This window comes from Lachnoclostridium sp. An169, assembly GCF_002160525.1.
Taxonomy (GTDB): domain Bacteria; phylum Bacillota; class Clostridia; order Lachnospirales; family Lachnospiraceae; genus Mediterraneibacter; species Mediterraneibacter cottocaccae.
Map to the genome: position 1 here is coordinate 245,354 of NZ_NFKT01000003.1, position 22,341 is coordinate 267,694.

The 22,341-nt window shown below is 52.0% G+C and carries 17 protein-coding genes; 15 read left to right on the plus strand and 2 right to left on the minus strand.

Annotation, left to right across the window (positions count from 1 at the left end):
• Positions 1–9 precede the first annotated feature (9 nt).
• From B5F07_RS04030 to B5F07_RS04080, 10 genes are all read left to right on the plus strand, one after another.
• The gene (locus tag B5F07_RS04030) at positions 10–1,200 is read left to right on the plus strand and encodes a transglutaminase-like domain-containing protein (protein WP_087159986.1); all 1,191 of its coding nucleotides are present in this window, start codon (positions 10–12) and stop codon (positions 1,198–1,200) included.
• A gap of 140 nt (positions 1,201–1,340) precedes the next feature.
• Positions 1,341–2,087 (plus strand): GTP pyrophosphokinase, encoded by a 747-nt coding sequence (locus tag B5F07_RS04035; protein ID WP_087159987.1) that lies wholly within the window; start codon positions 1,341–1,343, stop codon positions 2,085–2,087.
• Between the two features lie 239 nt (positions 2,088–2,326).
• Positions 2,327–2,809 (plus strand): MarR family winged helix-turn-helix transcriptional regulator, encoded by a 483-nt coding sequence (locus tag B5F07_RS04040; RefSeq protein ID WP_162613049.1) that lies wholly within the window; start codon positions 2,327–2,329, stop codon positions 2,807–2,809.
• A 22-nt stretch (positions 2,810–2,831) separates the two neighbouring features.
• Positions 2,832–4,187, plus strand: coding sequence for a DHA2 family efflux MFS transporter permease subunit (locus B5F07_RS04045; RefSeq protein ID WP_204248811.1), 1,356 nt, complete (start codon positions 2,832–2,834; stop codon positions 4,185–4,187).
• Between the two features lie 280 nt (positions 4,188–4,467).
• Positions 4,468–5,211: a class I SAM-dependent methyltransferase gene (locus tag B5F07_RS04055; protein ID WP_087159991.1), complete on the plus strand. Its 744-nt coding sequence runs from the start codon at positions 4,468–4,470 to the stop codon at positions 5,209–5,211.
• A complete protein-coding gene (locus B5F07_RS04060) occupies positions 5,208–6,152 on the plus strand; it encodes an ABC transporter permease (RefSeq protein ID WP_087159992.1) in 945 nt (314 codons plus the stop codon). The genes B5F07_RS04055 and B5F07_RS04060 overlap by 4 nt, the downstream gene beginning before the upstream one ends.
• A 14-nt stretch (positions 6,153–6,166) precedes the next feature.
• A complete protein-coding gene (locus tag B5F07_RS04065) occupies positions 6,167–6,997 on the plus strand; it encodes an ABC transporter permease (RefSeq protein WP_242972423.1) in 831 nt (276 codons plus the stop codon).
• 91 nt (positions 6,998–7,088) lie between these two features.
• Complete coding sequence (locus tag B5F07_RS04070; protein WP_242972424.1) at positions 7,089–8,702, plus strand: ABC transporter substrate-binding protein; 1,614 nt, start codon at positions 7,089–7,091, stop codon at positions 8,700–8,702.
• Entirely contained in the window at positions 8,695–9,507 is an 813-nt protein-coding gene (locus tag B5F07_RS04075; RefSeq protein ID WP_204248812.1) for an ABC transporter ATP-binding protein, read from the plus strand. Before B5F07_RS04070 ends, B5F07_RS04075 begins: the two co-directional genes overlap by 8 nt.
• Before the next feature lie 22 nt (positions 9,508–9,529).
• Positions 9,530–10,321, plus strand: a complete 792-nt coding sequence (locus B5F07_RS04080) for an ABC transporter ATP-binding protein (protein WP_242972425.1) — start codon at positions 9,530–9,532, stop codon at positions 10,319–10,321.
• A gap of 29 nt (positions 10,322–10,350) precedes the next feature.
• Here B5F07_RS04080 and B5F07_RS04085 read toward each other — a convergent pair whose 3' ends face one another.
• Both B5F07_RS04085 and B5F07_RS04090 read right to left on the minus strand, forming a co-directional pair.
• On the minus strand, positions 10,351–10,671 hold the full coding sequence (locus B5F07_RS04085; protein ID WP_087159994.1) for a metal-sensing transcriptional repressor: 321 nt from the start codon (positions 10,669–10,671) through the stop codon (positions 10,351–10,353).
• A 633-nt stretch (positions 10,672–11,304) separates the two neighbouring features.
• Positions 11,305–12,168 carry a LysR family transcriptional regulator gene (locus B5F07_RS04090; protein WP_087159995.1) on the minus strand — a complete coding sequence of 288 codons (864 nt, stop codon included), beginning with the start codon at positions 12,166–12,168 and terminating at the stop codon, positions 11,305–11,307.
• Between the two features lie 221 nt (positions 12,169–12,389).
• Between B5F07_RS04090 and B5F07_RS04095 the strand changes: the two genes are divergently transcribed.
• The 5 genes from B5F07_RS04095 to B5F07_RS04115 all read left to right on the plus strand — a co-directional run bounded on the left by B5F07_RS04095 (position 12,390) and on the right by B5F07_RS04115 (position 22,306).
• On the plus strand, positions 12,390–15,302 hold the full coding sequence (locus B5F07_RS04095) for a glycoside hydrolase family 3 C-terminal domain-containing protein (RefSeq protein ID WP_087159996.1): 2,913 nt from the start codon (positions 12,390–12,392) through the stop codon (positions 15,300–15,302).
• Between the two features lie 246 nt (positions 15,303–15,548).
• On the plus strand, positions 15,549–17,969 hold the full coding sequence (locus B5F07_RS04100) for a beta-glucosidase family protein (protein ID WP_087160031.1): 2,421 nt from the start codon (positions 15,549–15,551) through the stop codon (positions 17,967–17,969).
• A gap of 61 nt (positions 17,970–18,030) precedes the next feature.
• Positions 18,031–18,660 carry a hypothetical protein gene (locus B5F07_RS04105; RefSeq protein ID WP_087159997.1) on the plus strand — a complete coding sequence of 210 codons (630 nt, stop codon included), beginning with the start codon at positions 18,031–18,033 and terminating at the stop codon, positions 18,658–18,660.
• Positions 18,661–19,049: 389 nt separating this feature from the next.
• Positions 19,050–20,756 (plus strand): sensor histidine kinase, encoded by a 1,707-nt coding sequence (locus B5F07_RS04110; protein ID WP_087159998.1) that lies wholly within the window; start codon positions 19,050–19,052, stop codon positions 20,754–20,756.
• Positions 20,753–22,306 (plus strand): response regulator, encoded by a 1,554-nt coding sequence (locus B5F07_RS04115; RefSeq protein WP_087159999.1) that lies wholly within the window; start codon positions 20,753–20,755, stop codon positions 22,304–22,306. Before B5F07_RS04110 ends, B5F07_RS04115 begins: the two co-directional genes overlap by 4 nt.
• Positions 22,307–22,341 lie beyond the last annotated feature (35 nt).

A 22,341-nucleotide genomic window follows, 5' to 3' on the forward strand; every position in this document is an offset into this window, starting at 1 on the left:
TCCTCCTTCTTGTCATATTACTGCCGTTGGAACAGACAGATCGATCTGGGGCCGGAATGGTATGGATTCGATTATTTTGAGAGAGCGGATATGGATGTGGACTGGGATACAGTGGCTGATACATTCGGAAGAGCCGCAGGCTGGTATCTGGCTATCCTGAGATCATATGAATCGGTGATACAGACCGCATATACCGGTGTGCCGGAGGACCTTCTTCCGAGACTGAGCAGACTGTGCAGGGAGAACCCTCTGGAGGGAACGGAGGAAGTCACTGCGTTTATCACCTCTGTCCTGGAAAATTCTGCGTCTTATACGCTTACTCCGGGAAATGCTCCTCTTAACGAGGATATCGTGGAATATTTCCTTTTTGAAAATCATGAGGGATACTGTGTCCATTATGCATCCGCGGCGACGCTGATCTACCGGCTCTATGGAATACCTGCCCGCTATGCGGCCGGCTATATGCTCCTGCCGGATGATTTCGAACAGCAGGAGGATGGAACATGGAGGGCAGTAGTGACAGATGAGTCTGCACATGCCTGGACGGAGATCTTTCTTGAAGATTACGGATGGACTCCTGTGGATGTGACTCCTGCGGAAGACGGAACGGTCCGTGCATTTTATCCGGGATTCGATTCCGATACTCTGAGCAGCGCGCTCGGCAGTCTCAGCCTGAATATGGACACCGGAAATGATGATCAGGAAGAGCAGAATGCAGAGATCCGGACAAGACAGCCGGTGCAGGGGCAAGGGAAGCAGTTCGGGACGGAAGATCTCCAGAACATGTTTCTGCTGCTGGGTGCTGCCGTGCTTGAGGGCCTGTGTCTGCTCCCGCTGATCCTATCCTGCCGCAGGATAAGAAGAGCCTGCAGAATGGAAAAGGCGGGATGCCGGCAGATCTTTGCACTGCTTCTGGAGATGATGCATTATGCGGGAACTCTGGATGGGTATACAGGCGGGGAGCCGGATTTTCCGGAGGCGTTAGCGGCAGCTGTGCCTGACATACGCAGACAGGAAGCGGAAATGCTGCAGGAGATCGTCAGCCGCGCGGCTTACAGTATGAATGAAACTACAGCCCATGAGACGGCTGTGGTGCGTGAGATCTGCATACGGGCAGAGAATGCATTTACGGAAGCCTCGGAAAATGGAAAAAGTTTCTGTTTAAATATGTCAGGGCTTATGTTTGAAACGGAAATATGATCCGGAGTGGACAAGGGGTATCTGTAAAAATTTATAATTTTTCAGAGTATTTTTATTGAAGCGCTGCTCTTTTCCCGGTAAAATAGCAGTAGTGAAATATTACAACAGGCAGCGGTAAAACTGCCGGGACGGAGAGAAACATGGAGAAGAAAAATATACTGTGGCCGGTGGAGAGCAAAGCGCAGGAGCTGATCATGGGGCAGGCTATGGAACTGCTCGATGACGTGCTTGACTACAAGGCTCTGATGATGAGCTATGCATGTGCCATCAAGGAGATCAATACAAAGTTTGAAGTATTGGATACGGAATTTGAAGTGCGGTATAGGAGGAATCCGATCAGTTCGATCCACACACGGCTGAAAAGCCAGACCAGTATTCTGGAGAAGATGGCGCGTCTGGGAGTCGCTCCTACAAGGGAAAATGTGGAGACTTACCTGAATGATATCGCGGGCATCCGTGTGATCTGTTCCTATATTGACGATATTTACCGCCTGGCCGACGCGCTGACCAGACAGGCGGATATCAAACTGATCGAGAAAAAAGATTATATCAGTAATCCCAAGCCGAACGGCTACCGGAGCCTTCATTTGATCGTCAGTGTGCCGATCTTTTTTGCCGAGTCGGTAAAGGAAGTAAAGGCGGAGGTTCAGATCCGCACGATTGCCATGGATTTCTGGGCGAGCCTGGAACATCAGATCAAGTATAAAAAGCATGTGGAACACGCTGAGGATGTGATCGCCAGGCTGAAAGAATGTGCGGATGAGATCGCTCATGTGGATGAGACGATGCAGCAGCTGCGCATTGAGATGGACAGCATCAAGGAAGAAACTACGGGAGCGGAAGCGCTGTATGAAAAACTGAAAAAGATCGATATCAGTCTTCGGTAAAAAGAAAATACGCAGTAGATCAAGCTGCCCTGCAGACCGCGGCCTGTTTTTTACAGACCGGGATCTGCAGGGCAGTTTTTTGCCGTTCAGGCAGATACGGCCGCAAACTAAGACGAAAACGGATACAGTATGACGAAAAATTAGTTGCGCGCGCTACTATTTTGTGCTATAGTATGAAATCAAGACAGAAGAATATGTCTGTAAGAGAGGATGATTTCCGGCATAAAGGGGGAGTTTGCATGGCCGAACAGCGTTTTCCGGACATAGGCCGGTGGGTATCGGTCTTTGACCGTCTCATGAAAATGTATTACGAAAGAGGACTGGCTGAATTTGAGATCGGCTGGGGACAGCAGTTTTATGTGGAATATCTTTTCAGCCATCCCGGGGCGACTCCCCAGGAGATGGCTGAGCGTTTCCGGGTTGACCGCGGGACGCTGACCAAGATCATAAAAAAGCTGACGGAGGTGGATTATATCCGGGTCAATGTGGATGAGAACGACCGGAGAGTCAGGCATCTGTATTTGACCGGGAAGGCGCTCCCGGCAGTGGAGCAGATCAGGAAAGTACACGAGGAGTTTTATCGGGATCTCGGCGAGGGCATCACCCCGGAAGAGATCACTGCAACGGAGAAGACGCTTCTTCATATGGCAGATAATATCAATAAAAAAGTTTGGCACAGAATGGAGACGAATCATGGAGAATCAGGAGAAAACAAAAAATGAGGTAACTGGAAGGCAGCGGACAATGATCTTTTTATGTCTGGTCGTATCGGGGATTGCCTCTTCAATCCTTTCGACGGCCATGACTACCGCACTGCCCAATGTGACGGCGTATTTCGGGATCAGCACTTCAGTGGGACAGTGGGTCACAAGCGGATATTCACTGGCTATGGGGATGATCATGCCGCTGACGGCATTTCTCATTACACGCTTTCCCACAAGGAAATTGTACCTTAGCGGCATCGGCATCTTTATCGCCGGCCTCCTGCTCAGCATCTTCTCTGCAAATTTCGGGATCATGATGGCGGGAAGAGTCATGCAGGCCTGCGGAAACGGGATCCTGATGACCGCAGCCCAGGTCATCATCCTGACAGTCTATCCGGTGGAGAAGAAAGGGACAATGATGGGGACCTATGGTCTTGCGACAACAGCGGCCCCGGTGATCGCGCCGACCATTGCGGGGCTGATGATCGACGCCTTCGGCTGGAAATCAATCTTCTATGTGGCGCTGGTCATCATGGCGGTTTCCTTTGCCATATCAGCACTTGTCTTCAAGGATGTACTGGAGCTTCAGGATAAAAGGTTTGATTTCATCTCTTTTGTTCAGAGCATTGCCGCTTTTGGCGGAATCACTCTGGGAATCGGCAATATCAGCAGTTTCGGACTGATCAGTGTAGAAGGGGGACTGCCGCTTCTGGTCGGCGCTGTTGTATGCGTGTTCTTTGTCATCCGGCAGTGCAGTCTGGAAAAACCGTTTCTGGATGTGAAAATACTGGGCAGCCGGAATTATTCGGTCAGTGTGATTGCCAGCATGGTGCTTTATCTGGTAATGATGGGATCATCAGTGATGATGCCTCTTTACGTGCAGAGTGTTATGGGATACTCGGCGGTGGTGTCCGGTCTTGTCACCCTGCCCGGCTCTCTGGCAACTGCTGTTGTCAGCCCGTTTGCGGGAAGGTTATATGATAAGATGGGGATCAAAAAGATCTTTGTCGCGGGAGCGGCGGCACTGGTCGTCAGCAATATCGGCATGTTTTTCTTCAGTATGAGCACTCCGCTGTGGGCGGCAGCAGGGCTGAACGTGATCCGCAATATTTCCATCGGAAGTCTGATGATGCCTCTCCTGACCTGGGGAACGGGAAATGTACATCCGGGCAAGGTGGCAGACGCTTCCTCCCTGCTCACCTCGTTCCGCACCATCGCCGGATCCATCGGATCAGCAGTATTTGTGGGGATCATGACTGTGGTGAGCGAGAATTCCGCGGACGTTTACGGGGAAGGCGCTATGATGCACGGGATGAACGTCTCGTTTCTCTGGATGGCTGTAGGGGCTTTTGTGCTGTTTCTGATCGCGGTGTTCGCGGTGAAAGAAAAAAGGTAAAAATATCCCCACCGGGGGCTTACGCCGGGATATCCGGTCTGGTATAATGCCTTCATATCAGGGAATCCGGCATTGAAATGCCGGGCGGGGGACAGAAGTCTCTTTCTATGGAAATAATAAGATTGCCGGTTGAGGCGTTAATAAAGGTAAAAAGTGAACATGCAGACAGAAGCCTGCTGTATATGCCAGAAGGAATATACAGCAGGTTTTTATGTGGGAAAAAGCCCGAATGTGTAAAAGGGCATGAGAACAGTAACCGGAACAGAAAGGATGACACAGGATGGACGGAGCATTACAGAGAAATCCAAAGGCAGTAAAGGCGAGGATAGAAAATTACTGGAATACCAGGGCGGAGAGTTTTCTGGTACAGAGGGAGGAAGAGCTTCACAGCCCTCAGCGCAGGATCTGGGAAGAAGAACTTCTGTCCCATCTGCAGGGGAGAAAAGGGCTTAAGATCCTGGATGTGGGCTGCGGCTGCGGCTTCTTTTCGCTGATTCTGGCGGAGAACGGGCATGATGTGACAGGGATCGACCTGACGGGAGGAATGATCGCCAAAGGAAGGAAACTGGCGGAAAAGTACGGCGTTTCCGTGGATCTTAAGCAGATGGACGGGGAGAATCCGGTCTTCCCGGACGGGACTTTTGACGTGGTCGTGAGCAGGAACCTTACCTGGACACTGCCCCATCCTGACAGGGCGTATGAACAGTGGATCCGTGTGTTAAAGCCGGGCGGGATCCTGCTGAATTACGATGCGGAACATGCAAAATACCACCTGAGTTCCGGTCTTGAGGGAGAGGAGGCGCATCAGATGCTCTCCCGCAGACAGATGGACGAGTGCCTGAATATCTACACGATGCTTCCGGTCAGCACATGGAGGCGTCCGGACTGGGATGTGTTCCGGCTGAAACAGCTGGGATGCAGGGGAGTGACGGCGGACAGACAGATCGGGAAAAGGCTCTTTCCCGATGACGGCCAGTTCTGCACGCCTTACCCGGTATTCCGTATCCGGGCGGTGAAGGTTTGAAACGGTATATCATACGACGTCTGCTGTCTCTGATCCCGGTACTGTTCGGGATCACGTTCCTCTCATTCGCCCTGATGCACGCGGCGGGGAGCGATGCCGTCCTGCAGAGCATGGATGCCTCAGGGATCACGCTTTCCCGGGAAGTGATCGATGCCAGGAGGGCAGAGCTGGGGCTGGACCGCCCGTTTCTGGTGCAGTATTTTTCCTGGCTGGGAGGAGTCCTCACCGGAGATATGGGAGTGAGCTATGTATCGGGGCGGGATGTATTTTCCACTTTTATCTCAAAGCTTCCGGCGACATTTCTGCTCGCCGGGGCGTCCATTCTCCTGACTGTCGTGATCTCCCTGCCCCTGGGGATCCTCTCAGCTGTCCGGCAGAACCGCTTCACGGACTGGCTGATCCGGGGGTGCAGTTTTGTGGGAAACAGCCTTCCGAATTTTTTTACGGCGCTTCTGCTCATTTATCTGCTGGCCATCTGCATTCCCGTATTTCCGGTGATCTCGGAGGGGATCGGAGTGAGAAGTGCATTTCTTCCGGCGCTCACGCTTGCAACCGCCATGTCCTCCCGCTATCTGATGCAGGTGAGGACAGCGGTCCTGGATGAGCTGGGGAAAGATTATGTGGCAGGTGAGCGGGCCAGAGGGATCCGCTTTTCTGCCACGCTGTGGAAAAGTGTCCTGCGTTCCTGCATGACTTCTCTCTTTACCCTGCTGGCGCTCTCCGTTGGAAGCCTCCTGGGAGGAACGGCAGTCGTGGAATCTGTGTTTCTGTGGGACGGCGTGGGAAAACTGGCGGTTGACGCTGTCAACATGCGGGACTATCCGGTAGTCCAGGCATACGTGGTCTGGACAGCGCTGGTCTATACAGCTGTGAACCTGATCACGGATATCTCCTATCATTTCCTTGATCCGCGGATCCGTCTGGAAGGTGGAAGACGATGAGGAGAGAGAAGGAAATGAGGAAACTGAGGAGAACGAGGAAACAGAGAAGAATGAGGATGCAGAGGCTTGCGGTATTTTCGGTTCTGGCCGGACTGCTTCTGCTGACAGCCCTCTTTGCAGAACAGCTCTGCCCGTACGATCCTTATATGCAGGATTACGGGAGCGTCCTGAGCGCTCCGAGTCCCGCCCATCCTTTCGGCACGGACCGGTTTGGGAGGGATATGCTCTCCCGGGTGATCGCGGGAGCGAGGACGAGTATTTTTTCCACACTGGTCCTTGTGGGTATCATCTCGGTGTCCGGGACGGCTGCGGGAGTTCTGTGCGCATATTTCGGAAAATGGACGGATGCGGTGGTCATGCGGATCGCGGACGTCTGTCTGGCATTTCCGGGACTGGTCTTTGCACTTGCAGTGTCTGCCGTGCTGGGCGGAGGGACGGGAACTGCCGTCATTGCCCTGGCGGCGGTCTCCTGGCCGAAATATGCAAGGCTTGCGCGGAGCCGGACTCTGGAGATCATGAGCTCGGACTACCTGGCGGCGGCGCGTCTGGCCGGAGATGCGCCGGGACAGATGATCGTGCGCCACATCCTGCCGAACATTGCCGGGCAGATCCTTGTCACGGCGGTGCTTGATATGGGGACGATGATGATGGAACTGTCGGCCCTCTCCTTCCTTGGCCTCGGCGCCCGGATCCCCACGGCGGAGTGGGGGAGCATGATGAGCGGAGGCAGGAGCATGCTGCAGACATATCCATGGGTGGTCCTTGCCCCGGGATCTGCCATCTTTGTCACTGTGGCGGTGTTCAATCTGTTCGGCGACGCGCTCCGGGACTGTCTGGAACCGTAAGCCCGTGGGGAAAATCAGGAGCCCGGGAGCAGTCAGGAGAGAAGGCCGGGGGTGTGGAGTCGGGCAGGAAACAAGGTAAGATGATGAAGAGATGATGAAGAAAGAAAAGAACACGGGAAGAAAGAAAAGGACGGCAGTCCTTCAGAGGCTGGTCCTTGGGATGACGGCCGGGCTGCTCGCAGGCATTTTCTCCGGCTGTACAGTCCGGGAAGGAGACAGCAGTACATATCAGACAGGGGAAGAGAGCAGTACGAAGACATTTGTCTTTGGTGACACTACTTTTAATGCGGAGAACGGCGAGGCGGACATCAATCCCCGCCATGACAACGGAGGATGGGCCTGTATCCGCTACGGTGTAGGGGAGACGCTGTTTCGGTTTACAGATCAGATGGAGATCGAACCGTGGCTTGCCCGGAGTTATGAAAATACAGACGAACTCACCTGGAAGATCACCCTGCGGGACGGAATCACATTTACAAGCGGGCGGAACATGGACGGCGAGGCGGTAAAAGAGTGTCTGGAGGCGCTGGTGTCCGAGCACGACCGGGCCGCGGGGGATCTGCATATCGCAGAGATCACCGCGGAAGGAATGACCCTGACGATCCGCACGGAGATACCGGTCCCCACGCTGATCAACGCTCTGGCGGATCCGTACGCGTGTATCTGCGACGTCCGGGCCGGGGTGACGGAAGACGGGATCGTGCAGGGGACAGGGCCTTACCGGGCAGTTTCCCTGACCCCGGACACAAGTCTGGAACTGGTGAAGAATGAAGACTACTGGAACGGGGAGCCGAAACTTGACGAGATCACAGTGCGGACGATCACGGACGGAGATACCCTGACCATGGCGCTCCAGTCCGGGGAGATCGATGCGGCCTATGGGATCCCTTATTTAAGTTATCCTCTGTTTGAAAATGACGGATATACATTTACCGGCTGTGCGACGAGCCGTGTCTTTTTCGGAGCGATGAACTTTGAAAGCGGGATCACAGGGGATCCTGCGGTGAGGAAAGCCATCGCCATGGGGATCGACAAAGAGGGATTTGTGGAGGGACTGCTGGATGGGAACGGATACGCGGCCACAGGCGTGTATCCGGACAGCTTTGCTTTCGGCGGAGACGCAGTTACCGCGGAAGGATATGATCCGGATGGAGCCGCGCAGGTGCTCGAGGATGCAGGATGGACGGATGAGGACGGGGACGGCCTCCGTGAGAAGGACGGAACGCCTCTGGTCCTGCGGTGGCTCACGTACCCGAGCCGGCAGGAACTGCCTCTTCTGGCGGAGGCGGCCCAGGCGATGCTGGGCGAGATCGGATTCCGGGTGGAGATCATCAATACTGCAGACCACAACCGCCTGCGGTCGGACAGCAGTGCCTGGGACATCTACGTCAGTGCCATGGTGACGGCCCCCACCGGGGATCCGGAATATTTCTTCACCTATCACTGTCTTGATTCATCAGACAGTAACGACGGTCATTACCACAGTGACCGTCTGGAGGAACTGGCAGAGGAGATGGCCAGGACGTTTGATGTGCAGAGGCGGGAGGAACTGGCGGTGGAGATGCAGCAGACGATCCTGGATGACAATGCCTATGTGTTCTGTTCCCATCTGCGGATGAGCATGATCGCAAAGGCGGGCGTCACCGGACTTACGGCTCATCCCTGTGACTATTATGAGATTACGGTGGATCTGGATTATGAATGAACTTCTGGTTTTTGATCAGGTTGAGATATGTTATCACGGGAAACCTGCGGTGCAGGATATCAGTTTTTCTGTAAATCCCGGCGAAGTCCTGGGGATCGCGGGGGAATCCGGGAGCGGGAAGAGCACGCTGATCCGGGCCGTCCTGGGGATACTGGGGCAGGGAGGGCAGATCACAAAGGGCAGGATCTGTTTTCAGGACAGAGACCTGCTCCGGCTTTCTGAACGGGATATGCGGAAGCTCCGGGGAGAGCAGATCGGAATGATCTTCCAGGATGCAGGCGCTTCCTTCTGTCCGGTCCGCACGATCGGCGATCAGATCTGCGGGAGCCTGTCAGCCCACAGAAAGATCCGGCGCCGGGAGTCGGATGCGATGGCACTGGAACTCTTTGAGAAACTCGGACTTACAGAGGGACGCAGGATCCTGGAGAGTTACCCTTTTGAACTCTCCGGAGGCATGAACCAGAGAGTGGGGATCGCTGCAGCGATGCTCTTAAACCCTGCCCTGCTTCTGGCGGATGAGCCGACCAGCGCGCTGGACGCGGTCTCCGGACGCCAGGTGATCGAAGAGATGCGGATCCTCAAAGAGCTGTACGGTACAGCGGTCATCCTTGTGACTCACAACATCGGTGTGGTCTCAGCCCTGGCTGACCGGGTGCTGGTCCTCCACAGAGGGAGGATTGCGGAATGCGGGGAAACCTCCCGGGTGCTCGAGGACCCTCAGGATGCGTACACGCGGGAACTGCTGGAGGCAGTGCCGAAATTGCGGAGATATAGGTCCGCATATCGGACGGAACCCAAAATGTGACGGAATGGAGCGCATGAGACAGATGAGATGGAACAGAGAGAGGAAACAGATGAAGAGGGTGAAACCGGTACTTGAAGTAAGAGATCTGACCGTGAGATTTACGCAGAGGGACACTGCTGTGGACGGGGTGAGTTTTCAGCTTTATCCGGGAGAGATCCTGGGGATTGCCGGGGAGTCCGGCTCGGGAAAGAGCACTGTCGCCAGAGCAGTCACCCGCCTGATCGATGCGGCTTCCGGGGAGATTTTCCTCAAGGGGGCGCCGATCACTCATGTCACAGGAAAAAGGCAGAGGGCTGTCTATCGGGACATTCAGATGGTCTTTCAGTCTCCGGCAGGTTCATTTGACCCGCGAAAGACTTTGGGGGACGGGATCGGAGAAAGTCTTGGAAATACCGGGATGAAACGGAGCGAAGTCCGGGAAAGGGTGGGAGAACTCTTAAGACAGTGCGGACTTGGAGAAGAATTTGCCGGGAAATATGCCCGTGAAGTCAGCGGAGGGCAGTGCCAGAGAGCGGCGATCGCGCGGGCCCTTGCCATCCGGCCGGATATTCTGGTCTGCGATGAAGCCGTGAATGCGCTGGATGTGACAGTGCAGAAGCAGATCATTGAAGTGCTGAAAGATCTGCAGCAGGAATACGGTATGTCATATCTGTTCATCTCCCACGATCTGGCTCTGATGCAGAGCTTCTGCGACCGGCTTCTCATCATGCAGAAGGGAAAGATCGTTGAAGAGGGGACAGCGGATGAAGTCATCCTGCATCCAAAGAAGGAATACACGAAACGTCTGATGGAGGCGGCCTTTCTGTTCGGCTGAACAGAGAGCTCTTCTGCCGGACGTTTTATTTATTTGATGAACTGATCGATCGCTTTCTTGAACTGTTCCAGGGCTTCCGGATCATTTTCACTGACCGCGTCAACGATGCAGTGGTCCAGATGGTCTTTCAGGATCAGTTTCCCGGTGTTCGTCAGAGCGGCGCGGACAGCGGCAAGCTGGATGAGGACTTCCGAACAGTCCTGACCGTTTTCTACCATCTTTTTTACTGTCTCCAGATGGCCGATCGCCCGGGAGAGCCGATTGACAACAGCCTTTGTCTGGGTATGGGTATGTTTGTGCTGATGTTCTGAATGATCAGAATTTTCATGGAAATGATGTGTTTCGTTCATAGAGCTACCTCCGGGGACTATTATGAAAGTGAAGAAAGAAGTTGTCAAGCTTTCTTTCTGTTTTGTGTTTAGTATAACGTAAACGGGATCGGCATGTCCAATTCGTTTTGTCTGTCATTTGGATAATCGCCGGCTTATAATTAGTTTTTCGCATAAGTTATACTTATGCGAACCATCGGAAATCGGAATTGTTTCTTTACAGAAAATCATTAAAATGAGAGTCAGAAAAATAAAGGAGGATTTCCGATGAGTAAAACACTGATCGTTTATTATTCAAGAAAAGGTGAAAACTACTGGAACGGAAGCATTAAAAATCTTGCAAAAGGAAATCTTACCTGAATTTAAAATTTCCCTAACAGTGATTCTATATTTTCGTGCTACAGTAGGCATATCAACAGCCGGAAGGACATCCGGGAAATACAGCCGAAAGTGTGGAATGGAATATGAGAAAAGAAAGAAGAAAGATCAAACATATCAAGATGGACCTTGCAAGGAGTTATTCCGGTATGGAATCGAAAGTGGATGCCAGGGCAAGGGAGGTTTTTAAAAGAAAACCTTATACGGCCGTGCACGCTTAGGCTGTACGGTGCCGGGAAAGAGCAGAACCGTCGGAGAGGACAGGATACCGGAAGATCAGTCCTCGCCGGCGGTTTCTTCTGCTGTTTGCAAAGCTTTCGGCAGGTATTCCGCCTCTGCCTCCAGGCAGGAGCAGTAGTACATTACGTTTGCCTCCTCATCCAGGATATGGATAAAGGCGCGGTCATAATCCCGGTGAAAGCGGCGGGACGAGACATTGGTAGTGAAGGAGGGAAGCGAACTGGAGGCGCTTAACTCCACGAACTGATCAAGATCGTCCTGCAGGATAAAATTCGGATTTACCATCTCCCGTCTGCACAGATCATACCAGAATCCGATCCGGGAGTGGAGGATGATGGTCAGGTTCTTCAGATCCCTCAGATAAAGTTCTTTGTGTCGGGCCAGAGGATGGTCTTTCGGCACTGCAAGATACAGAATTTCTTCAAAATAAGGAACACTTATGATGCCTTCCTTTTCCACCGGGCCCGTTGTGACGATCAGCCTGTGGATCCCTTCTTCCAGATTGCGGATCAGGAGTTCTTCTTCCGCATGGATCTCCGTGGAGATGGCCATGTCCGGATAACGGGAGGAATAGGCGGGGATCATCTCCCAGAGCGGCGCCGGGGCGCAGGAACCTATGGAGATCGTGTTACGGGTGCGGTTGTAAAGAGTGAGCTGGTCCTGCATCTCACGGGCACGTTTTAAAAGATCCCTGGCGTATGAGACGGCGAGAACCCCGGTGGGAGTCATGATCACCCGGTTCTTCCTGTGCTCAAAGAGCGGAAATCCCAGGTCTTTCTCCAGTTTCTGCATGGAACGGCTGAGTGCCGGCTGGGAAATATAGAGCTCCCGGGCCGCTTCTGACAATGTTCCACATTTCGCGATCGTGACAAGCTGTTCCAACTGATATAATTCAAACATTTTTTCTGTAAATCTCCTGAAATCTTTGTGAAGTATCACTATGCGTTTTGATTATACCACATTTCCCTTTTGGCATTGTACATTTTTTTGAATTATCTCTATAATTCAGATAAAGAAAAGAGAAAATTTACATAAGCTTTACACAGAATAAAGTACAAAACGGACAGCAGGGAGGAATTCTTCTGTGAAAGCAGTGTAAAGAAAAAGGAGGATGAAAGAGGATGTTGGATATTAACTGGAGCGATGTGATGAGCATCCTGGAGCTGATCCGCCCGTATCTGATCGCGATCGGCGTTGCGGTCGTGCTGGGGATCATTATCACGATCGCAGTCATGAAGGTGAAGGAGCCGAAGAAGTACCTGATCCTCTCTCAGGCGAGAGTTGCGGTGCTTCTGGCAGTCGTGATCACTGCGAACCTGATCTGTACGGGACCAATGTCAACCCTGCTCTCCCTGGTGAGCGGGTCGGGGTCGATCACAGAGGAGACGCAGGCCTCGGCGGAGGAACTCGGCATGGATATCGCGGATGAAGGAATCGTGCTGCTGAAAAATGAGGATAATCTTCTGCCGCTGACGGACAACAGGAATCTCAATGTATTCGGTTGGGCTTCCACCAACCCGGTCTATGGAGGAACCGGATCAGGGGCGCTCTCGGATTCTTATGAGATTGTGAACCTGACGACAGGACTTGAGAATGCAGGATTCAACCTGAACACGGAACTTTCGGATTTCTACACCGAGTACCGCGCAGACCGCCCGGAAGTGGGCATGTGGGCGCAGGACTGGACACTTCCGGAACCGCCGGTTGAAAATTATTCCGAAGACATGCTTGCAAACGCAAGAGAGTTTTCCGATACGGCCATGGTCGTATTCTCCCGTCCGGGCGGCGAGCATATTGATCTTCCGCAGAACATGACAGGTGTGAACTATACGAACAATTCGGAAGATTATGTGGATTTCCCGGAAGGAAGCCATTATCTGGAGATGAGCCAGAGTGAGCGCAATATGCTGGAGATGGTGTGCGAGAACTTTGAAAACGTCATCGTCGTCTACAACGGGGCAAATACAATGGAGCTTGGATTTGTCAACGAGTATCCCCAGATCAAGAGTGCCATCTGGTGTCCGGGTACAGGACAGAACGGATTCAATTCTCTGGGAAGCATCCTTGCAGGAGACGTGAACCCGTCCGGAAAGACAGCGGATACATTTGTGGCAGACCTGACGGCCTCCCCCACATTTAATAATTTCGGAGACTTTACATACGACAACATGGAAGAGTTCCAGATCTCAGAGGATGACCAGTTCGTACCGGGAGCGCTTCCACACTTCGTAAATTATGTGGAAGGCATCTATGTAGGGTACCGCTTCTATGAGACGGCGGCAGAGGAAGGACTGATCAACTACGATGAAGCGGTGGTATACCCCTTCGGTTACGGACTTTCCTACACTACATTTACTCAGGAGATGAGCGATCTGACAGTGACGGACGACTCCATTTCCGTGGATGTGACAGTGACGAATACCGGAGATACCGCAGGCAAAGACGTGGTGGAGATCTACTATACACCGCCGTATACGAATGGCGGGATTGAGAAAGCCAGTGTGAACCTGGCAGCATTCGACAAGACGGATCTGCTCGAACCGGGAGCTTCCCAGACACTGACTCTTACATTCAGTATCGAGGACATGGCTTCCTATGATTACGAAAATGCACAGGCATACGTTCTTGAGGCAGGAGACTATGTGATCAGTTTAAGAAGCGGTTCCCACAACGTGATCGATTCCAGGACATATAATATTCCGGAGACGGTTACATACTCGGGGGACAACAGCCGGTCTACTGACCTGACAACTGCGACAAACCAGTTTGATTTTGCAGAAGGTGAGATCGAGTATCTGTCCCGGGCAGACGGATTTGCAAATTATGAGACAGCCACGGCGGCTCCGACGAACTTCAGCATGCCGGAGGAGGATAAGGCACAGTTTACGAACAATTCCAACTGGGTGCCGGAGGAGGATCCGGATGCCCAGATGCCGACGACAGGCGCGGACAACGGTCTGGAGCTGGCTGACTTAAGAGGTCTGGAATATGATGATGAGCAGTGGGACCTGCTCCTGGATCAGATGACCGTGGACGAGATGAACGAGCTGATCGCCCTGGGAGGCTATCAGACCGCGCCGGCTGACAGTGTGGGCAAGGTCCAGACGACAGACTGCGACGGCCCGGCTTCCATCAACAACAACTTTACAGGTGTAGGTTCTATCGGATTCCCCTGCGGCGTTATGATCGCCAATACATTTAACGAAGATATCGCCCGCGCTTTCGGACAGAGCATCGGAGAGATGGCAGATGAGATGAATGTATCCGGATGGTATGCTCCGGCTATGAATATCCACAGAAGCGCATTTGCAGGACGTAACTTTGAGTATTATTCGGAAGACGGACTTCTCTCCGGCAAGATCGCATCCCAGGCAGTTCAGGGCGCTGCAGAGCACGGTGTGTACGCCTACATCAAGCATTTTGCACTGAACGATCAGGAGACGAACCGTTGGGAGATGCTTACCACATGGTCAAACGAACAGGCGATCCGTGAGATCTATCTGAAACCTTTTGAAATCTGTGTAAAAGAGGGAAACGCACAGGCTGTGATGTCCTCCTACAACTACATCGGATCCCAGTGGGCAGGGGCATGCGCGCCGCTCCTTGAGACCGTACTCCGTGACGAGTGGGGATTTGAAGGATTTGTCCTGACAGACTATTTTGCAAACTTCGGTTACATGGATGCGACGAGATCCATCTACAACGGAGGAAGCTCCTGTCTGGCAAGCTATGACACAGGTTCCAACTACGTGACAGGCACAGATTCTGCCGCGACAGTCCGGAACATGAGAGAAGCGGTCCACCGGATCTTCTACACGGTAGTGAACAGCCGTGCATATGAGCCGGAAAATATCGACACCGGCCTGCTCCTGTGGCAGATCGTGCTGATCATTGTGGACGTTGTGCTTGCAGTGCTGATCATTCTCTACGAGGCAGTGAGAGTCCGCAAAGTATACAAGAAGCGGAAAGCAGCAGTTCAAGTGAATCAGATACATCAGGCAGAAAAAACAGATCAGGAATCTGGAGCTGAATAATCAATACCAGTTTTACTTTGCGGGATACCAAAAATACCAGATTTTTGGTATCCCTGCATTTTTATGACAGGATGGCATCTGTAAGATCCCCGGGAAAAGAATGATTTCTGCGGCGAAAATGCCAGTTGTGCTCCAAAACAGGCAAGTTATGCAGAAATGGGAAAAAAACATAAAAAATGTGTTAAGTTATCTGACAGAGCAGACAGGCAGGCAAGAACCTGCGGAACGAAAAAGGAGGAGAGATTTTTGAAAAACAGTGAGATCATTCAGAAGATGACTTTGGAAGAAAAAGCTGCGCTTCTTAGTGGAAAGGGGGAGTGGCAGACCTGGAATTTTGACCGTCTGGGTATTCCGTCCATGTACTGTTCCGACGGCCCTCACGGCATCCGCAAGCAGGCCGGGGCAGGCGACCACTTAGGACTCAACCCGTCCCTTCCGGCGACCTGTTTCCCGACGGCTGCAACCATGGCGAACAGCTGGGATCCGTCCCTGGGCGAAGAGATCGGAAAAGCGCTCGGCGAGGAAGCTGCCGTACAGGGCGTCCATGTCGTGCTGGGACCGGGACTCAACATCAAGAGAAGTCCGTTATGCGGAAGAAACTTCGAGTATTTCTCCGAGGATCCCTATCTGGCAGGAAAGATGGCGGCAGGATACGTGCGGGGAATCCAGAGCCAGGGCGTATATGCGTGCCCGAAGCATTTTGCGGTAAACAGCCAGGAGCTGCGGAGAATGGCAATGAACGCAGTACTGGATGAGCGTACCTTGAGAGAGATTTACCTGACCGGATTTGAGATCGCCATCAAAGAGGGGGATGCACATGCCCTTATGACCAGCTACAATCAGGTGAACGGAACCTACTCGAATGAGAATATGCACCTGCTCAAGGATATTCTCCGCGATGAGTGGGGATATGACGGCATTGTGATCACGGACTGGGGCGGCTCCAACGACCACATCAAAGGTGTGGCGGCAGGGTCGGATCTGGAGATGCCTACACCGGGAATGGATTCCGCACGGCAGATCGTGAAGGCTGTGCAGGAAGGAAAGCTTTCCGAGGAGGCTGTGGACGCCTGCGTGGACCGGATGCTCACCGCGGTGATGACACTGACAAAAGAAAGGGAAAAACCGGCGGATTTTGATAAGGACGCGCATCACGCACTGGCGAAGAAGGCAGCTTCCCAGAGTGCAGTCCTCTTAAAGAACAGAGAAAATATCCTCCCCCTCAAACCGGGTACGCATGTGGCCCTGATCGGTGATTTTGCCTTTGAACCGAGATACCAGGGCGCCGGCTCCTCCATGGTAAATGTAACCGCCCTGGATAAGATGGCGGATCTGATCAAAGAATATGATCTTATCCTTGACGGAGCAGTGAAGGGATATGTCCGCACCGGAGAGGCAGACTCTGTGCTTGAGAAAGAAGCAGTGGATCTGGCCCGGTCGGTGGACGTGGTGATCTACTGCTTCGGCCTGGATGAGCTGAGCGAGTCCGAGGGGATCGACCGCACCCATATGAGGATACCTCAGAATCAGATCACCCTTCTTGAGTCCATCGCAAGGGTCAACGAGAATGTGGTCGGTATCTTAAGCGCCGGCGCAGCAGTGGAGATGCCCTGGATTGGCAGCCTGAAAGCGCTGCTTCACGGATATCTCTACGGGCAGGCGGGCGCAGGCGCCATGCTTGACATCGTGACCGGAAAGACCAATCCTTCCGGAAGACTGAACGAGACCTATCCGATTCGCTACGAGGATACTCCGGCGTTCCGGTACTTCCCGAGCGAACAGAAGAATTCCGAATACAGAGAGGCTCTGTATGTGGGGTACCGTTATTATGACACCGCAAAAGTGAGAGTCCAGTTCCCGTTCGGGTTCGGACTGTCTTACACAGAGTTCCGGTACAGCGATCTGACTGTCAGCCAGGATGGTGTGGAATTTACCCTTACCAATACCGGCAGGGTGGACGGCGCGGAAGTGGCGCAGCTCTATGTGGGCCTGAAAGATGCAAAAGTATTCCGTCCGGAGAAGGAACTCAAAGGCTTTCAGAAAGTGTTCTTAAAGACAGGAGAGAGCCGGAAGGTAACGATCCCCTTTGATGACAAGACTTTCCGCTACTGGAACGTGCGCACGAACAAATGGGAAGTAGAAGGCGGTACATACACGATCATGATCGGCGCAAGCTGCGCGGATATCCGGCTGACCGCGGAGGCTGACGTGGAGGGAACGACAGAGACCTATCCATACTATACGAACCGGATGCCGTCCTACTATTCCGGACTGATCAGCCAGGTGGAGGACAAGGAGTTCCAGGAACTCTTAGGCATGCCGATCCCCAGCGGAAAATGGAGCGGCGACCTGACCGTCAACGACGCGATCTGCCAGATGTACTATGCAAAGAGTCCGATCGCAAGGTTCGCATATAAGAAGCTGACCCAGATGAAGAAGAAGAGCGAGGATGCAGGCAAGCCGGATCTGAACATCCTCTTTATCTATAACATGCCTTTCCGCGCGATCGCCAAGATGACCGGCGGAATGGTGAGCATGGAGATGGTGGAAGGCATCGTGACCATGGTCAACGGGCATCTCTTCCGGGGACTGGGGCACACGATCGCAGGATTCTTCCGCAACCAGAGGCAGAACCAGAAGTATGTGAAGAAGATTTCCGGGAAATAGGAACCGGCGTTATATATATATCAGGAAACCAATTATCTCTCTCAAGAATGGAGGGAAAGTGATGAGTAACAGTAGTGCAGGAACAGGAATAAAAGACCGTTGGTTAAAGATCTGGGGGAATTTTGAAGAAAAGCATCCGAAGCTTGCAAAATGGGTGTATCAGATCTTCTACTTTTTCGTATTCAGCATGGGTGTGACGATCATTCAGTATCTCTTCTTCACCTTTATGCCGGGGATCCTCGGAAAAGAACTGGCAGGGACGGAGTTCATGTGGCCTCAGGTAGAAATGAATATTCTTGGCGTGCCTTTCACCTGGAGCCTTCTGGGATATAATGTGCTCTATGACGCAGCAGGCGAGGTGATGATCGGCGGCGGTCTCGGATACTTCATCAGCTATGAGGTGGGATCTTTCGTGGCGCAGTGCATCAACTTCCCGCTGCAGAGGAATATCACCTTCAAGAGCCATGGCAACCCGGTCTATCAGGCAATGTGGTACTTTATCGCATGGGTGCTGATCTCTCTGATCTGTAACGGCTTCAACAACCTGTGGATGCCGATCGCAGCAGCATATGTGGCGCCGGCGATCTACAACATCCTTGTAACATTTATCACAGGCGGTGTGTCCATGATCATCTTCTTCTTTGTATTTAAGATCATCTTCCCGGAGGGAGAGGCAAAGAAGGAAAAATAAATAAAAATTCGCTGCTTTTCACATGTCTGTCAGTCATCCGGCTGTACTGTTCTATATTGCCCCGGCGGCCACGCTTTCACTCGGGAGTGGAGCGCAGCGGTACAAGGCTGCAAAGAACGCAGCCCAAGGACCGGCGCTCCACTACGGGTCTTCGTGCCAACATGGGGCAGTACGGCCTGGAATCTGACAAACGTATGAAAAGCAGCAAAAATTCTATGTTATACTCATTCTTCAGCATATTGACCAGACTTTCATCTGAATAATATACAATTCTTACAACATCATCCAAACTACCGGTAATAAACTCGATCAAGATCCCCTCACCAAAATTAGTGATTTCATAAATAAAATACATGTGGTAATATTGTAACCAGAGAGGTGAGGAAAGGATGGCGGGAAAGAAACCGATTTCTCTGAGAAAACGTGTGACGGGAGCTGTGCTTATAGCATGCATCCCGGTTTTTGTGCTTCTGTTTGTGATTAATGCGTATTCGATTGAGCTGATACAGCAGAGAATATACGAGAATACATATGACGCCATGTCTTTGAATATGGCGCAGTTGGATAATGACCTGTCCCGTGCCTCAGAATACATTGTCTCAGAAGGACAGGAAGGAAGATATGCGGCAGATTTCTCTTCGGAGGACAGCCGGACTTCCTATCTGGGCGCAATTCATTATATGGAAGAAATCCGGGAGAGAGTTCTCCTGTATGATATGGTAGAAGGAATCCTGGTATATTCTCCGGTGAACGGGAGAAAAATCTATACATTTAACAGCCATAGTTCTGATTTTTCCGAGCGTGAACAGATGTTGGAGTATATTGTACGCAACAGAGAAGAATTGCTCTTAAAAAGCGGCATATGGAACGTATGCAGTCCGGGAGAAAAGAAATTCCTTGTGTGCGCCGCGGGGAATGACGAGATCATTATTGCGGCATGGACCAGTTTTGATACGCTTATGACTCCGGTACAGAACTGGAAGATGGCGGAAAACAGTACGCTCTGCTTTGTGTCCGAGGAGGGAGAGCGTTATACAGAAGTTGCGCCGGAACTGGAAAATCTGAATTATGCGGGGGACATATCTCAGTATTATTACGCGGGTGAGAATAATCAGTATCTGATGTTCGGCGTACACTCCGATGCGGGGAATTTCCGGCTCATCGACGTGGTGGAGCGGGAGGCGCTGCTGTCGGTATTCTATCAGATCCGGTGGCTCTGTATTCTGATTTTGCTTCTGTTCGCGGCAGTGCTCCTGCCCTGGATGCTTAAAAATCTGTCGGACGGAGTGTTTGTCCCTGTCCGGCGTCTGGAAGCAGGGATCGAGCAGGTGGAAAAAGGGAACCTTGACACTGTGATTGCAGGCGGTCACTCCAGCAGGGAGATGGAGCATCTGATCCGTTCTTTCAATAATATGACCGGTCAGATCCGGGAACTGAAAATCCAGGCATATGAGGATGAGATCCGGCGCCAGCAGATGCAGATGAATTTCATGCAGCTTCAGATCAAGCCTCATTTTTACCTGAACGCTCTGAACCTGATTAACGCCATGGCGCAGAATGACGACGTGCCGATGATAAAAAAGATGACGGAAAACATGTCCGCCTATCTCCGCTACCTGACGAATACAAAGGACGGTGTGACCACAGTCCGTGAGGAGGTCGAACATATCGGCAATTATCTTAAGATTATGGAAATGCGGTACGGGGATATGTTCCATTATGAGCAGTCCGTGGATGAAAGGGCAGAGGAGATACAGATTCCGCCGCTGATGATCCAGCTTCTTGTGGAGAATTCCATGAAGTATGCATTTAACTTCTATGAAGAAGTCCACCTGTCTGTCTGTGTATCTGTGGAAGAGGGAGAGATGATCTGCACTGTGACAGACAACGGGAAAGGATATCCGGAAGAGATTCTGCGGCATTTCAGAGAGGAGACGGCGGCGCCGGAAGGCCATATAGGGCTGTGGAACTGCAAGACCCGGCTTGCATATATGTATCCCGGGCGCAGCTCCTTTGAGCTGTCCAACCTGGAACCACACGGAGCAAAAACAGAGATCCGCATTACGATATCAACGGAAGAGAGGGAACAGAGTTGAATGTACTGATTGTTGATGACGAAGTATATGTTGTGCGCACAATAAAGAAGAGGCTCAACTGGGAAAAGATCGGTGTGGACGAAGTGTTTATTGCCTTCAATGCGCAGAAGGCAAAAGAGATACTGAAAGAGAACCCGGTGGATATCATTCTGACCGATGTGGAGATGCCGGGGGAATCCGGTCTGGAGCTGATGAAGTGGGTGCGGGAGCAGGGATTTGACTGCAAGAGTATCTGCCTGACGTGCCATATGGAGTTTGATTATGCCCGGGAAGCTGTCCGTCTGGGGTTTGTAGAGTATATTGTAAAGCCGGTTGATTTTGAAGCTCTGGAGCAGCTTCTTGAGCGGGTGGTGCTTGGTATCCGGGAGGAGAGGCACCAGAAAGAGGAAGCCTCCCTGGGGAAACTGTGGTTCCGGGACCGCGGGCTGATCGTCAGCGATTTCTGGAAGAGGCTTCTGGAAGATGAAAACCTGACGCAGATTGACGGAATCATGGAACTGGCGGAGCAGAAAAGAATCGCCTTTCCCATCGACCAGACCTACCGGCTGCTTGGAATTCCTGTCGGCAGGATCTCCCAGAAGGCGGAGAAGCAGATTGAGGACAGTACGCTCTTCCAATATATTCTCTGCAACATTGCGGGGGATATTTTCCTAAAAGAGGAAGACCAGAACCGTATTGTCAACTCACAGGAGTATCTCTGGATGATCGTTGCAGACGACGGGGAAGAACTGAGAGAACGTCTTTTTGAATATATCGATGTGCTGCGGAATGTGGCAGGCGTCCGCCTGGTAATCTATGCGGGCATGCCCTGCTACGGCGACGAGCTCTACGGGGCGAGAAAGCGCCTGCAGCAGCTGGACAGGGAAAATGTCTCTGTGACATGCGGGGTGATCTTTGAGGGAGAGCAGGAACCGTCCGCACAGGATGTGCGCCAGCTTTTTGAGAAGGCTGCCGGATGTCTTACAGAACAGAAAAAGACGGAACTGGATATGACGCTTCACACGGTAAAAAGCGTAAAACTGTCCAGACAGCAGCTCTTTTACGGAATTTCTCTGGTCAACAAGGCACTGTCCGCTTATCAGCAGAAGAAAAATTATTCAGACAGCGAAATCTGGACAGAAAAGTTACAGAACCAGCTTCTGGAAGCCTATACTTCTGTGGACGCCTTTGCGGATCTTCTGACAGGGCTTTATGAGCAGTTGGATCAGGTGCGCTCCGAAGACCAGGAAGAGAGTCCGATGATTACAGATATGAAGAGATTTGTGAGGGAACATATCGAAGAAAAGATCGGCAGGAATGAGATCGCGGAGGCGATGAATTTCTCCCCGGATTATGTGTCAAAGATATTTAAGAAAGAGACGGGCATTACTTTGACGGAATATATCAGCAGATGCAGGATCGAGAGGGCAAAGGAGCTGATTGATGAGGGCCGGGAAAGCATTGGCATGATCGCCGAAAGGCTCGGGTACAGCAGTTTTTCCTATTTCTCAGAGATGTTTAAGAGACAGACCGGATATCTGCCGAGCAGTTACCGCCACAGGACGGAATAGCGGTAAAATAACAGAAAAATGATATTTTCAGAGAA

Bases quoted from the DNA above. Each gene is read 5' to 3' on its own strand.
- B5F07_RS04035 (WP_087159987.1), top strand. From the start codon at position 1,341: ATGGAGAAGAAAAATATACTGTGGCCGGTGGAGAGCAAAGCGCAGGAG.
- B5F07_RS04040 (WP_162613049.1), top strand. From the start codon at position 2,327: ATGGCCGAACAGCGTTTTCCGGACATAGGCCGGTGGGTATCGGTCTTT.
- B5F07_RS04045 (WP_204248811.1), top strand. From the start codon at position 2,832: ATGATCTTTTTATGTCTGGTCGTATCGGGGATTGCCTCTTCAATCCTT.
- B5F07_RS04055 (WP_087159991.1), top strand. From the start codon at position 4,468: ATGGACGGAGCATTACAGAGAAATCCAAAGGCAGTAAAGGCGAGGATA.
- B5F07_RS04065 (WP_242972423.1), top strand. From the start codon at position 6,167: ATGAGGAAACTGAGGAGAACGAGGAAACAGAGAAGAATGAGGATGCAG.
- B5F07_RS04070 (WP_242972424.1), top strand. From the start codon at position 7,089: ATGATGAAGAAAGAAAAGAACACGGGAAGAAAGAAAAGGACGGCAGTC.
- B5F07_RS04075 (WP_204248812.1), top strand. From the start codon at position 8,695: ATGAATGAACTTCTGGTTTTTGATCAGGTTGAGATATGTTATCACGGG.
- B5F07_RS04080 (WP_242972425.1), top strand. From the start codon at position 9,530: ATGAGATGGAACAGAGAGAGGAAACAGATGAAGAGGGTGAAACCGGTA.
- B5F07_RS04085 (WP_087159994.1), bottom strand. From the start codon at position 10,671: ATGAACGAAACACATCATTTCCATGAAAATTCTGATCATTCAGAACAT.
- B5F07_RS04090 (WP_087159995.1), bottom strand. From the start codon at position 12,168: ATGTTTGAATTATATCAGTTGGAACAGCTTGTCACGATCGCGAAATGT.
- B5F07_RS04095 (WP_087159996.1), top strand. From the start codon at position 12,390: ATGTTGGATATTAACTGGAGCGATGTGATGAGCATCCTGGAGCTGATC.
- B5F07_RS04105 (WP_087159997.1), top strand. From the start codon at position 18,031: ATGAGTAACAGTAGTGCAGGAACAGGAATAAAAGACCGTTGGTTAAAG.
- B5F07_RS04110 (WP_087159998.1), top strand. From the start codon at position 19,050: ATGGCGGGAAAGAAACCGATTTCTCTGAGAAAACGTGTGACGGGAGCT.